Below are 13,358 nucleotides of genomic sequence, written 5' to 3' on the forward strand. Positions count from 1 at the left end.
TTAGTACCTCACCACACGCGTTTCGGTCCGACCGGCTCGCTTCCGTGTAAGGGTGACGTCCGCACTACCGATTCGTGCGACACGCCAGCCAGCGAAGGTATCGCCGACGTGCACGTCGTCGACTCGGCCGCCGGAGGCAAGCGTGGCACTGAATTTGCCGTTGTAGGAGTCGATGCCTTTCACCTCGACGAAGCCTGCGCCGGGTTCGAGGGGAGGCAACGCTGGTACCTGGGCGTGGTGCGAAGGGCCGCCGATCCCGGGTGGCAGGCCAAGTGCGCTAACGGGGGGACTTGCCGAACCGTTTGCTTCGCGGATCGCTTTCTCCAGCTCGGCGATGCGTTTTTCCGCTTCGAGCATAGGGATCCGCTTTTGCATCAACGCCAGCCGGGCGCCATCCGAGACAGCTCCGTCCAGCGGCGGCTCATCTTTTCCGACCGGCGCTACTGACGCACTCGTCGGTGCCATTGCCGAGGCGGCAACGGCGCTTCCGGCGACTGTAGATGCCGACGCGGCGTGAGCGTGTTGGACCACGGCGAGCGCGAAGACATATCCGGCAAAGGTTCGAACGTTTCTCATTGTTGGCCTCACAGGAGTCGAGCCGAGATCACGATTGCGAGAATCGTGTCTTTCTTCTGCGCGTCCACACCTCCCCCAAGTAATGGGAACGACGGAGAGCCGACTCCATTCTTGTTGACGCTGGCGGTCTGCTGATACATTCCGGTAATCACAAGCGAGTCTCCCGGTTTCAGCGAAATCGATTGCTGGAATCGAGATTGTTGGAGCGTTCGCAGTTGAACGCCTGCCTGATCCGACTTCGCGTTCGGCGGATATGGTTCGAGTGCGGTGAGATTCGACATCGTCATGTCGAATACAACGTAGATGCGGCCATCCTTGAAGCTGGGCAAGAACGCGCCCGTGAAGCCAGGTGTCACGGTCGCAGTTTGAATGCCGCTTGTCGCCCCCACGTTCGCGGCAAGCGTGCTTTGAGTTTGATTTACGTAGTCTTGATTCGTTGACGCCTGTAAGTTCAACGTCTTGCCGTTCAGAGTTACGCCGGACCTTTGCACGACTTGGGAAACATTTCCAAGAGACGAAAGCGCCTGTATCGCCGCGCTTGAACCCGCAAGCGGACCGCTCAGGATCGTCGCACCCAGCGACATTGCTGACGCGGCGCCGGAGACCTTCGGCACCGAAGCACCGGCAAAGGTTATGCCCGTGTGTCCGCTACCGCTCTTGTAAGCCAGCGCGAGATTAGCTCCGTAGTTCTCGTTGCTCGCCAGGTGGACCTCGTACACGTGGACATCGATTGCGATCTGCTTCGCAAAGCGAGCATTGAGATCCTTAATCCAGCGCTCAAGGCGATCGCATTGCGGAGGGGTGCCGGTAACCGTGACCACACCGAGCTCACGGTCGGCGCGCACGTCAGCTCCCGGACCTGCGATCGCTTTGGCGGTTGCTTCGATGGTGTCCCACGGCTTTACGGAGGCGGTCAGCGTCATCGTTTGCCCGCTATTTGACGCTCCCGCGCTTGTCGACGGCGTCGCCATAGGGCTAGACCCACCGACACCCGACGTATCCTGCGTCGTGATCGATCCGTTCATCGTCGCGCCTTCGTTTACGCTCGAAACGTCGAAGGTCCGAGTCTCGGTGCGATAGAACGTCACAATTCCGTCGCGATAGTTGAACCACACCCCAAATGCCGTCGCGACGCGGTCTAACAGCCCTTTCAACGGCCCCGAGTAACGAAAGTCGCGTCCACTTTCCAGAGATACGGCCGCCACCGCCCCTCCCGGCTGCGCAATATTTTGAACTCCTACCGGCATGCCGGGCGGAAGCGGTGGCAGGACGCCAGTGGCTGCGGTACTCGCAGTGCCGGCTGCCGCTGCCGGCATAGGCGCCATGTTCAAAGCTGACGGGTCGACAACCGCCCGCACCCCGACTCGGCTGCTAATCCAGTCTGCAACGTCCTGTAGGGACCGGACCGTGCGGTTGAATACGACCTCGCTTTCATAGATCGCCGGCTGCGGCTTGCTGGCTCGGATCTCTTCGCCCATCAACCACGATGAGCCGTGAACCTTCACGACCGACCGTGATTCCGGCTTCGATGCCACCTGAGACTTAGCGTCGTTCGCGATCGATTCCTGCGAGCGAGTGATCTGCTGAACACCGCAACCGGAGAGGGCCGTTGAGACTACCGTCGCAGCAATCGTCACGCGCGTGAAAGAGGTAGTTGCGCCCATTATTCGTTCCCCGCTTGATGAACCACCATCGATCTGTTTCCGGTGTATAAGTCCGCACGAATGTCTGCACCGTTCGAGGCAAGAGCCTCGATTACCTGTTGGGCGGCGGAGACAAAGTCCCCGACGAAGGTCGCCGCGTTTGGCACGATCCAGTCCTGCTGTACGTCCCATACAACCGTCCATCCGGCTCGCGCTGCCCACGACTGCAACTGCGACTGGATCGGTTTGCCGGCAACGAGCGCAAACGCCTCGATGCTTTTCTCCGGCATGGCCGCAGCGATAGGCGCTCCCACCGCCGGCGTCGATGTCTGGCTCGGAGCACCGTGCGGCGCCAACGTCAGCCCGCTCTCGGCCGCGGCCGGCTTATATGGCGCGATGTGGACAACGCCGGTCGCGCCAGCAGCCTGTGTTTCCACAGCGGCAATGGCTGACGAGCAGGTAAGGACCGCGATAAAAACCGCGACGCGTTTTCTGGCTGCGCTCATTTGGTCTCCTTCTTCGGCTCGGCCCGCGGTGCATCCAGGACGATCCATGTTTTTCGCCCGGGAACCTCTGCAACGGTCAGTGGATATCCTGCGTCGGTCATTGCGTGGAGCACGGTAGACATTGCTTCCGACAAGGTGCCCGGCACATGGCTGTCGGCCGTGACCGGCACTTCGATCGGGCTCTCCCATCGAAGGGTTCCTCCCTCGGCCTCGACCCATCGTTTCAACGCAACGGCGAGCGTCCCATCCGCAGCGTTGAGCTCGAACCCCTGCTTCGTGCCGGGCGCCTGGACGTCCATAGGAGGCGCAGGATCAAGCGGTACTGCAGCTCTACGCTTTCCTCGCAGAGGCTTGAAATACGCGTCGTCGACCATGACCACCTCAGTCGCGGGGATCGATGCGTCTTGAAGCCCGATAGCGTGATAGGCGGGCGCACCGCATGCGCTCAGAGTGAGCGTCGACAGCGAAAGCAGGACCGCGCGCCCGACCATTGCACGTCCAGTCATTGCGTCACCTCACTTTGCTGGTTGCACTCGGGATAAGAAAAAGCCGCGCGCGAAGAACACGCGCGCGGCGAAGCCGCCTGAATCCGGGCACGAGTTTGGCGTTTTTCAGGCGGGACACGGCCAGGGCTGGCAGTGCCTTGAGAAAGCTGGTTGAGCTTGTCGTAGACGCGACGCGCGTAGCGCATCCGCTTGGCGGGTGTGACAGCGTTATATGCGCCTACGGCCGTCCACGTCAGACCGAGCTTCGCGATGTTTTGAGAGAGAATCCACGCGCCGATGTAGGCGGATTTGCACGCATCGAGTAAGTCGAGTCGCGTAATTCCGTAAGGTGCGAGTTTCGGCAACCACCAGGTATTGATTTGCATCAAACCCAGATCGGTCGAGCCGTTGCTGTTGACGTTCACCGCCGTCGGATTGAATCCGGACTCGACGGCGGCAATGGACCGAAGCAACAGTGGATTGACGCGATGGTACGCCGCCGCGTCATCAAGACAATCAGCGTGCGCCGGTACAACTTGTAACAATACGGACGCGACCACGACGCGTAAGGACGCGCCGCGGCGCCATTGTTGCCGTAGAATACGGGCAGCCATGGGTGAGCTCGCAAATTTCACACTGGTCAGGCCGTATCGGGTGCGCCAACACCTGATGCGGCCACTTCCCTCCCAGGTGCGCCAACACCTGTTCAGGCTTTCACTTCCATTACATTACTTTTCCTGCTTCAAAAACTCGAACCGGACGTCCGTCACACCGGGCAGCGTGTCTTTCACGAAGTCCAGAGCGATATCCGCCCTGCGAAAAAGCTTCGTTTTTGCCAGCGCGGTCTGAACGTCAAACTCCTTACCATCCGGCAAAGTCACGACCATTCGCCACCAGCGATTTCCGTCGATCGATACCTCTTTCAACGACACCACCAATGGGGACTTTTCGTAGCTCGCGAAAACCTGCCCCAGCTGCAGCAGCTCCTTTCTCGTTACCGCGGGCATATCTGACCCTTTCCTCGAAATCAAAGAAAGGACGAGTAATGCCACGTCGGTCGGCAGCCTTCCACGCTTCATCGGTTTTTTTCACGTTTGATACGATTCGTGGTCATGAATCGCATCAAACGATACGACGAATGACATCAATCGTCAACGCGAATGACTCGAATCGCAGATCTCTGCCCCGAATCGCGAAGGACTGCTTTGCTAAGGCGACGCCATTATATATCCCCATTGGGGACAATTGTGAAATTGTTACAATTTGGCGAGGTGGTGAACGGGCGCTGCAGCGCGCGCCGTTCTGTGGCCTGCGTGGAGCGGAAGGACCAGCAAAAGGCGGAAGGATCGAGATTGAGCGGTCTCCGGACGGGCGACCGCTCGTGACCACGTCTTTTTACTTATTACGACGGGGTGAAGAAAAACTTTAAAAATTCTTTCAAAGCGCGCCGATGAGCGCCTCGGACGTCCCATGAAAGTGGCGACGGGCGAGCGATGCGCGGAGGATACGCTCACGCATTTCGTGCGGGCGTGAAACGCCCGCGATCGTCCAACTCTTCGCTGCCCTGTCCGTCGTTTGAATCAGCACCGTGCCAATTCCAAACGGGCGTTGCCACCAAGCCTGATACGAGAGCACGTTCTGGATTCTCGCGAATTCCACACTGGCGGACGCACGGTTCAACACACCTCGGTGGAACGTGATCCGGGCCTGGTCGACTACCGCGCTATCGGTCTTCATGCCCAACCACACCCATCCTGCGCGAGCGAATAGGATCGCCGCAACGGCAAGCGGCAACCACCAGGGAAAATTCCAGTGATGTTGGAAGGCATATCGGACAACGAACACGAGCGCCGCGATCTCTAGCAACAAACGACCGATAGTGGGCACCATCTGCGGAGTAGCGGGGCGCAGGACTAGCTGGGCGTCGGATTCCCTGTACGTATGTGCAGGCCGCTCTTCCGCCCGTTCTGACCGAGCCGAGCGCACCATTGGATCCTGCGGCCGCGCAGGCGCGGCCATTCTTTCCCTCTGAGCCGATCGTCGCATATACCCTCTCCTCATCCGTTATTCGAAAATTACGCCGTCGTATCTGCAGCGCGTATAAACGCCCCTCGCGCCCGGCCCCAGCGTCTTCGTCCGTGCCAAGGCTGTCGCCGCGACATCCGGGGTGATATCCAGGAACACGCACAACGTGCGAATTGCTTCACTTCGGACCAGCTTCTGCAGTTGCTCAAGCGAGAACGATGTCGAAGCTTCCTGGAGCGCGATTTCCCCCCACTCTTCGCTGGCCACCATTTCCTCGCTCGAGCTGAAGGATAGGAAGCGATCGTAGCCATCGTCGTCGTCGAACGGACAGATGACATTGAAGTACAGACCCATCGCATGCCGCTTCGCGACAAGGATCTTCTCGAGACTGATTGATTTCATGTCAGCCGACCGGAGTGATGACGAACGCGACCGCGGCGGCCGGACGCAGGCGAAGCGCGACGAGATGCCGGTAAGTTTTCACTGGTTAACCTTAGTCGTATGCGTTGCGGGAGAGCGCTAGCTATCCGCTGCTAAACTGTTCAGATACACTATCGCCACCCCATCATGTTATATCCCCACAGGGGATATAACAAGTGGAAGGGAACGCGGCGTGCTCCGGAGATCTTCACAAACGCATCGAGCACCACTGCGCGATGGCTCGGGGTACGCCAGTTGAAATATCAACTTGTCCTGGTATCCAGGCCACTCAGCCAACACATGGCCACGAGAAAGAAGCAGTCAGTCGACGTATCGCAACAAGAAGAGCTCCGCCACGCAATGGAGGTGCTCGGCATGACGCGCGCAGAGTTTGCCGCGCGTATCAGCGTTCCCATCCGCACTCTCGATAAATGGCTACTCCCATCAGAATCCTCGGATTTCCGGGCGCTCCCAGCCATGGGCCGTGCGTACGTTCGAGAAATCCTCGAATGGCACCGGCAGCAACACGGTATCGAACCCGGCGAGTCCGACGGCTAGCTCGTCCGTCACCCGTGACCGATGTTCACCCTGAAGGTGACCTATAGCAACCGGTCGACTTCGATTGTCTAACGAATACGGCCTTCAGCCCAAAGTCGCGCCGATCTTCGCACGTAACCAAGCCGTATACGCCGTTCGCTCGAGCGGATTCCGGAAGGTGGCATTCGATTCCGAGTATGACGTTGCTTTTCCACCGTCCGCAATGAACTGCGTTACATAGTCACGCCGCTGCTCCGTTGAAAGCGCTTTGATCGCAGCGGAAATCGCCGCGGCCCGCTCCTCCGCAGCACTCGCACTCGCCGCATCGGAGACGGCGGATCGCGGAGCTCTTCCGACCGCAGGTACCACGTCGACCTCCAAACTACTCCCCCCCTCGAAGACGGTTCGGAGGTAGCCGCCGACGTTTCCTTTTATCTGATTCCGCCGGCGCTTATCCTCAACGTAATCGACCGCCTTCGCAGCGCGATCCGGCTCCTGCTGAATCCACAAGGTCGCGAGGCGATCTGCTATGCCGAGATCTCGAAGTCGACGGTAGGTCTCCGACGAGCGAATCGCAGCGTGTTCCGAATCATCATTTCCGTCGTACACGGACGCTTGTGGGTTTTCCTCGATCAAGAACCGAATGTCCGTCACCCGACGGTTTGCACGTCTATATTCAGGACTCACGATGATATTCGATACCGTATTGACTTCCTTGACCGCCTTCTTTATGACCTCTCCGTTGAAGTGTTTGAACTCGTCGTAGGTGCTCGCTTCCGCTCCGAGCAGCTTGCGCCAAACTTCCACCGAAATCCAACCGGTGGACCCAGTCCGCTTAAACCGCAAACAATTCTCATAAAGCGCAAGGGCATAAGCGCCATTGAACTGCTTTTGCACGTTGATGTTGATCAGCAAGTAGATGTCCGGGTTGGCAAGCTTGTTTGCCAACCAATTGCTGTACTCATAGGTGCAAACACCATTCTTGATACCGGCGTGGCTAAGCAAGGTAGACACGTCCCAATCACTCTCACCACTCGCATGCAACAAGTCAAACTCGATCGGTGTCGTCGTGATTTTCTTTAGCGCCTTCTTCAAGGCGTCCGTATTCTTGCTGTCGAATCCCAGCATCTCGCTCATGATTCGCACCGGAATGGAATGTGTCTTCTTGGTGAGCAGCTCGTCGTATGCGTTGAGCGCCAAGACATTTACCAGCTTCCGATCGAGGAGCCCGAGGTCACCTCCCACATGCACTGTGGCCACGTGTTTGCGCAGTTCAGTTGATATTGCGGTCGAGCCATTTGTCGAACTTGCCTTCGGCGATCCCATTTTTCCCCTCGCGTAATGCGATCCATTCTAGACGCGAAAGGTAATGTCTTCAAGTCAAACGACATGACCTTTTAGAGCGGTCCCCACAAACCATGACCTTACCTTGGAACGCCCCACAAACCATGACCTTCGGGCGGACGGTACTTGTCATCCGAATCACTGCGAGCGTTGCCCCATAAACCCCGACCTATGGGCGCGCCCCTCGACGCCGGCCTTCTCTCCCCCCATAAATCACGACCTATCCGCGCTGCCCCATGAACCATGACCTATCGCCGGGCCCCACAAACCATGACCTATCACCGCGCCCCCACAAACCGCGACTTGTCACTTCCCCACAAACCATGACCTAATACGCCTCGTCAGCATTGCGCCCGCCAGATTCGACCGGTGCTCGGCTCGGGCCCGTCCACAACCCCATAAACCATGACTTTTCCCGACGCTGCTTGTGACGTCCGGTCTCGCAGCACCCTCAGCTGCCCCTTTGGATGAACCTCGCCCCATAAACGCCGACCTTTGGCGAGCCGGACGGCCCCACTGAACGGGTCTTTTCCGACCGGATTTCGCCCCCACAAATCCCGACCATTCATTTTTTCTTTTATTTTCAAGGAATTAGACTAATGTAAGTCCACACTTTCGGTCGATCTGGCGCCCCACAAACCATGACGTTTCGCCGGAATTCGGAGTTCGGAAGCAGGTTTCAAACGCCCTCCCCGTAAACTCCGACCATTCGCCCCACAAACCCTGACCTGTCTCGAACACCGCAAACAAGCCCTAATAATTCAATGGGTTACGGACGCTTCTTCATCATTAGCCTCCGCCCCATGAACCATGACCTTCCCCACATACGCCGACCTTTCGAGCCGATTTGGCCCCATAGAGCCTGACCTTCCAACCCATAAACCCTGACCCAACTGCCCGGAGAAGCCCGTACGGCGGGCGACTCAGGGTGCCAAAGGTTTTAAAAGGTTGTTGTTTTTTAAAAAACAACACCACGTAACCCACCGCATTCGCAGATCTCGCGCCCGGCCGTGGACAACTTGGCTGTACACAACGCAAGGTTGTGCACAGCCCCGGATGCTTCGCACCCGGGGTACCCAAGTTGCCCACCGCCTCCCCGCGGCGCTGCCCTTCGGGCCTGCGCGCCCCTACGGGGCTTGCCCGACATAGAGATAGAAAAACTTCAACCGATCTCTCGAGTACAGGCAACGCAACCTGACAAGCTATCCATCGGATAGCTATCGGATAGCTATCCGATACCCTCAATAGTCGGTGACGCCCATCTCTCGAAGTTTCCGAATTGCGGCGATTCCGCGCTCGACGACCTCGCCGAAGGTAATTTTCGCTGCGGCTGCCTCGAATTCCAGGTCAACGATGTTCTGGGCAGTAAGCTTGAAGTTCTTTTGAATATTCCGCCCGGTCCTCCGGCGATTGTCCACAACGTGGCTTACAGGAGGAGTTGCGGAGTCGTGACCAGCCGGACGCTGTACAGCGGGTGCGGTTCGCGCCGAAGGTGAGGTTGTCGCTGGCTCAGCCTGCGCCGAGTTCATGCCACTTCTCGTTTCGGCGGCTGGGGCCCTACTCGGGAAGCCGGTCTCAGCTGCAATTCGGTCGAGTTCGTCGCGGGTCGGTCGCTTGTCTTGTCGGCTGGGCTGGCGCGGTTCGAAGCCTGCGAGGTCAAATGGGCTTTTGCGGTCCATTTATGCCACCTGTTGCGATTGCGCCATGCCTTCACGCAGTTTCGCGATAACTTCGCTCGCGAACTCTTCGGCGTTGGTGATGGCTTTGTCCAGGTTGGACACTTCTTTCGGATCCAGGTCGCCAAGGGGAACGGCGAACGAGAACATTGCTTTATATGCCTCGCGTTCGTTCAATTCGGTCGTGAAGAGGTTGATGCCGGCCGATTCGAACGAGGCAGTGAGGTGCTTCATCGTTTTTGTCCTGATGATCGGACTGGTGCGCGTCAAGAGAACACCATAGGGCACCTTCCGACGCGACATCTTTTCCTGCTGCTGGACTACTTTCAGCGCACGCGATGCTTGAGACGCGTCGAGTTGCGACCCCTGCATTGGGATGACAATCAGATCCGCCTGGCTGACGGCAAGGATGACAATCTTTGCGGCGGTACCTTCAAGATCGACGATCACGAATGGGGTCTGCGCGGCTGCCTCTTCGATCTTGTCGATGATGTTCTCTTCGTCCGCGTCGGACACTACGCGCAGGTTGTCCGGTTTAGCTCCGCCGGCCGCCCACATCGCGACGGGCTTATTCGGATCAGCATCAATGACGGTTACCTGAGTTTGGCGAGCTAGCTGGTCTGCAAGAACCAAGGCAGAGGTCGTTTTACCAACCCCCCCTTTCGGGCTAACGATCACGATAACAGGCATCTGTACACCTCCTTGTAAATTGATATCGGATAGCTATCCGATATCAAGAATTAAATGGCGACCGTTCTGGTATCGGATAGCTATCCGATACCATGCGCCCGGGTGGACGGCAGCAGATAGCGGATAGCTATCCGATAGCTTGTCGATATCCGGGATCGGATCGCACATTGCCGGATGATATCAGGTAGCTATCGGATAGCCAGCAGATATCCGATAGCTACCTGATGAATCTTGCCTCAGGGGTCAGGTATCCGATAGCTACCAGCTATCCAGTATGGCACTGCTCAACGGTCAAACAGATAGCTATCCGATACCAGTCAGGAGGAAGTAACGCGTCTATCCGTCGGCGAGCCGTACCTGCTACTCCCTCGAATCCACTACCGCAAGCCGCCCCCCGGACGGAGTCACGGATGCGTGACTATTGCGTTACTACGCGGGTACCACGGCAGTCACGCACGACTCGGTGATCAAGTTTTGATATCGGATAGCTATCCGATAGCTATCCGATATCTATTGAGAGGAGCGGACCTTTGTTTGCTGGAGAGGGCACCGATCCTTTTTCAGGTAATGGTGATCCGGCCTAACCAGCGGCGAGCCGTAGCGCTCTCGAGAAAAACGAGATTGATATGATTGGAGATGGTATCGGATAGCTATCTGATACCATATTGTCCCAGGATTAATGCGTGCCATCGCGACGTTCTCGTGACTGACAGCACTTGCGATCACGGATCCTGCCGGCAAGGCCACGGGCAACTGCGACTGTGCGCCGCATAACCATGAGGCCGCAGAAAGTCGATAGTGCCGGGGCAGGGGGGGGGCTTAACGCCCGGACAGCGGTGTTCCCGGCCCACCTATGGCGCCAAAATTACGTAATCAGACGGTGGCGGACTCCGAATTCGACCGCCTCTTCGTCTGTTTTAGCACCTACCTTCTTACGTGCGCTCTCGATGTGATATGCGACTGACGCCTCGCTGCATTGAAGGATGCGGGCCATTTCCCAATCGCTTTTGCCTTCCTTTCGGCCCTTCAGGCAGGCAACTTCCTCGGCGGTCAGATCCGCGCTGTGCCGGGAGCCGTGATGCTGCAGATGTCTGGTCAAGAGTGCCTCCATTGGTTGGGGTGCGAGCGATATGTACCGAAATGGCGCGCGGCTTGGCCGCGTTTCGTTAGATCTTATGCCTCTTCCTTGGTATGGAGGGCGCTTTCGCTCTAGAGAAGGGCGAAAATTGCATATCTGATAACTACTCTTATCAGATGGTGCACTTTTGGCTGTTAGATCGGCCGCCTTTTCCCCTATACTTGTTCCGGCCCCGCCCGGCAAGGCTGGGCGGACGCCTGCGTCGCACTGACGGAAGCGACCGACATTCGGCGCCGCACCGGGACAATGGTCGGCGCTACAGTTTTCGTAGCGCTCACTACGCCTCGCCTCGGACGAGCCTCAACCATCTTTACGGGGAACATCAGCATGACCAACACCACAAATCAAGACACGCCGTGCCTCTGCATCGGCGGCCCGCTGCACGGGCACGCATTCGCGCCAGGCTTCGCCGTCTCGGCAAGCCTGACCTATCGCACCGCCGACTTGGTTGCCAGGGACCCCTCGCACTACGTCGAATACACGCGCAAGATGCTCACGCGGACCGTCGACGGGCAGCCGCAGTCGCGGGACTTCTTCGTGCTCGCTACGCGCATGGAGGCCGGCAAGGTGCTTGTTCGGGGCCTGTCGGACGAGGCGGCGCTGGCTGCAACGCAGGCCGCTCCCGACGATTTCTGGAAGTGAGCGCCGATGCGTCGCGCCGGATGTCGTCACCCGCTGGCGGCATGAGCGACCCGCAAAGCGTCCTGCAGACGCTGCTCGACGACGATCGCGCGGTCCGCGACGCATTTACGCACGCGCTCGCGCCGGAGCTCGGCACCCTGGCCGAGGCACTCGTCGAGTGCTTTGCGCGCTGGCAGCCGATACACGATGCCGCGACTACGCTGTCGGCGCCGCGCACGGACCTGATGAACGGCCTCGTGCACGGCGCGCTCGACGACCTGATCGTGTCGGTGAAATTGCTGGTGGCGGGGAAGGCGGCGGCGTCCGGCAATCTGTTCCGGCAGGCGATCGAGGGCATCGCGATGGCGGTGCTGTGCTCGACCGGCGGGGAGCTGGTCCTCCAGGCCCGCCCGAAGCAGGGGGACGTTCGCGGCTGCTATTGGGCAAGGGTGATGGCCGGCGACGACCGCCTCGTCGAGGGGCAGCGGGCGCTCCAGCAACTGGCGCTGAACGCGGAGGTCTTACGGCTGCCAGCCGGCTGGATTCGGTGGTTGACCGAAGCGCAGAAGCTGTACAGCGGCGTGAGCCACGCCAGTCTCATGACGATATCGCTGCGGACCAATTTCCAGTCACCCGAAGCGATCTCGTTCGGCGCGCATTTCGATCCCGATAAGGTCTACTGGTATCGCGCCGGCCTGGTTCACCGTCACCTGATGGCGCGCGAGCTTGCCGCGGTGATGCCTTACCTGCTCGCCGCGATGGGGCAGGCCGAAAGTTGACGAATTTTCTTCGGCCGCGCCGTGTGATCGCCGGCAGGCGACGCCCTAACCGATCTGAGGAAAATGTATGGCGGCATCTGAAGTAGCAGTGGCGGCGTCTGAAGTCGCAAAAGTCGTGGCGCAAGCACCCACGGTGAATTGGTGGGTGGTCGTGGCGTCGAGCGCCGTAATCGGCGCGGCGGTCAACGCGACGACGTCGCTGGTAACCCAACACCTCGCGTGGAAGCGCGAGCAGGCGAAGCTCGCCGATCAGCGGGCGCATGAGGCTGCGAAGCAGGCGGAGCAGCGTGCGCCCGCCCAGCTCGAAGTCGCGCTGATGCTCGAGGATTTCATGCGGCAAGCCGTCGGCTACCTCGACGCCTGGGACGCGCGGTTCACTGACTGGCTTGTGGAGCAGCACGGTGAGGCGACGACTGAACCACGTCCTTGGAGCGCATTGACGTTTGACACGTCGCTGGTCGAGCACTGGTCCGCCGTAACGATCGACATCCAGTCACAGTGTCGCGAGTTTCCGTTGGCACTCGCGGCGAGTAGTGCATGGGTTGGGGAGGCCTACGACGAATGGGCCGACTTCCCCGATCTATGTTGGCTCGAAGGCCAACGCGCCACCCTTTACGGACTGCAAGTAGGCGAACTGGCCGCCAAGATCCGCGAGACGATCGCGGTGCCCATGTCCAACTTGACGACTGATAGTTTTGATCGACTGCAGCGCGAGTTCGATCGGATCAAGCGCCGCTACGTCGACGAACACGGAAAGCTGACGCTGATACCGGACCTGAAGGCCCGCTTGCAGCGGGAGTGCCCGCAAGTGGCGAAGTCGCTGGATCCGGTGGACGCTCCGGCTGGCAGCTGAGGCGCGGCAGGTTCCATCGTGGCCGTTGTCGAGTCCGGCGCGGCGATTGGATCGAGGGAAGGGTG

Annotated in this window: 15 protein-coding genes; 3 read left to right on the forward strand and 12 right to left on the reverse strand. The window is 59.0% G+C overall.

What is annotated here, in order from left to right; all coding sequences use genetic code 11:
- The 12 genes from WS57_RS37485 to WS57_RS35195 form a co-directional block, all read right to left on the reverse strand.
- The gene (locus WS57_RS37485) at nt 1–576 is read right to left on the reverse strand and encodes a hypothetical protein (protein ID WP_155741194.1); all 576 of its coding nucleotides are present in this window, start codon (nt 574–576) and stop codon (nt 1–3) included.
- Between the two features lie 8 nt (nt 577–584).
- Entirely contained in the window at nt 585–2,240 is a 1,656-nt protein-coding gene (locus WS57_RS35150) for a type II secretion system protein GspD (protein WP_081056789.1), read from the reverse strand.
- Nucleotides 2,240–2,725 (reverse strand): toxin co-regulated pilus biosynthesis Q family protein, encoded by a 486-nt coding sequence (locus tag WS57_RS37490; RefSeq protein ID WP_167361756.1) that lies wholly within the window; start codon nt 2,723–2,725, stop codon nt 2,240–2,242. The genes WS57_RS35150 and WS57_RS37490 overlap by 1 nt, the downstream gene beginning before the upstream one ends.
- The gene (locus WS57_RS36690) at nt 2,722–3,231 is read right to left on the reverse strand and encodes a TcpQ domain-containing protein (protein ID WP_059603917.1); all 510 of its coding nucleotides are present in this window, start codon (nt 3,229–3,231) and stop codon (nt 2,722–2,724) included. The genes WS57_RS37490 and WS57_RS36690 overlap by 4 nt, the downstream gene beginning before the upstream one ends.
- Nucleotides 3,228–3,824: a lytic transglycosylase domain-containing protein gene (locus tag WS57_RS36695; RefSeq protein ID WP_081056788.1), complete on the reverse strand. Its 597-nt coding sequence runs from the start codon at nt 3,822–3,824 to the stop codon at nt 3,228–3,230. Before WS57_RS36695 ends, WS57_RS36690 begins: the two co-directional genes overlap by 4 nt.
- A gap of 114 nt (nt 3,825–3,938) precedes the next feature.
- The gene (locus WS57_RS35165; RefSeq protein WP_059516520.1) at nt 3,939–4,289 is read right to left on the reverse strand and encodes a hypothetical protein; all 351 of its coding nucleotides are present in this window, start codon (nt 4,287–4,289) and stop codon (nt 3,939–3,941) included.
- Nucleotides 4,290–4,647: 358 nt separating this feature from the next.
- Nucleotides 4,648–5,100, reverse strand: a complete 453-nt coding sequence (locus WS57_RS35170; RefSeq protein ID WP_059614502.1) for a PH domain-containing protein — start codon at nt 5,098–5,100, stop codon at nt 4,648–4,650.
- A gap of 174 nt (nt 5,101–5,274) precedes the next feature.
- Entirely contained in the window at nt 5,275–5,637 is a 363-nt protein-coding gene (locus WS57_RS35175) for a hypothetical protein (protein ID WP_059516517.1), read from the reverse strand.
- Between the two features lie 660 nt (nt 5,638–6,297).
- The gene (locus WS57_RS35185; RefSeq protein ID WP_059516515.1) at nt 6,298–7,518 is read right to left on the reverse strand and encodes a replication initiation protein; all 1,221 of its coding nucleotides are present in this window, start codon (nt 7,516–7,518) and stop codon (nt 6,298–6,300) included.
- Nucleotides 7,519–8,777: 1,259 nt separating this feature from the next.
- Nucleotides 8,778–9,065 (reverse strand): hypothetical protein, encoded by a 288-nt coding sequence (locus tag WS57_RS37495; protein ID WP_155741192.1) that lies wholly within the window; start codon nt 9,063–9,065, stop codon nt 8,778–8,780.
- Nucleotides 9,066–9,215: 150 nt separating this feature from the next.
- Nucleotides 9,216–9,902 (reverse strand): ParA family protein, encoded by a 687-nt coding sequence (locus WS57_RS35190; protein WP_059516513.1) that lies wholly within the window; start codon nt 9,900–9,902, stop codon nt 9,216–9,218.
- A gap of 865 nt (nt 9,903–10,767) precedes the next feature.
- Nucleotides 10,768–11,001 (reverse strand): helix-turn-helix transcriptional regulator, encoded by a 234-nt coding sequence (locus WS57_RS35195; RefSeq protein WP_167361757.1) that lies wholly within the window; start codon nt 10,999–11,001, stop codon nt 10,768–10,770.
- Between the two features lie 366 nt (nt 11,002–11,367).
- On the opposite strand from WS57_RS35195, the gene WS57_RS35200 reads away from it, so the two are divergent.
- The 3 genes from WS57_RS35200 to WS57_RS35210 all read left to right on the forward strand — a co-directional run bounded on the left by WS57_RS35200 (nt 11,368) and on the right by WS57_RS35210 (nt 13,293).
- Nucleotides 11,368–11,682 (forward strand): hypothetical protein, encoded by a 315-nt coding sequence (locus tag WS57_RS35200; RefSeq protein ID WP_155741191.1) that lies wholly within the window; start codon nt 11,368–11,370, stop codon nt 11,680–11,682.
- Nucleotides 11,679–12,440 carry a hypothetical protein gene (locus WS57_RS35205; RefSeq protein WP_155741190.1) on the forward strand — a complete coding sequence of 254 codons (762 nt, stop codon included), beginning with the start codon at nt 11,679–11,681 and terminating at the stop codon, nt 12,438–12,440. Before WS57_RS35200 ends, WS57_RS35205 begins: the two co-directional genes overlap by 4 nt.
- A gap of 67 nt (nt 12,441–12,507) precedes the next feature.
- A complete protein-coding gene (locus WS57_RS35210) occupies nt 12,508–13,293 on the forward strand; it encodes a hypothetical protein (protein WP_059516505.1) in 786 nt (261 codons plus the stop codon).
- Nucleotides 13,294–13,358: the final 65 nt, after the last annotated feature.

This window comes from Burkholderia pseudomultivorans (assembly GCF_001718415.1).
Classification (GTDB): Bacteria; Pseudomonadota; Gammaproteobacteria; order Burkholderiales; family Burkholderiaceae; genus Burkholderia; species Burkholderia pseudomultivorans_A.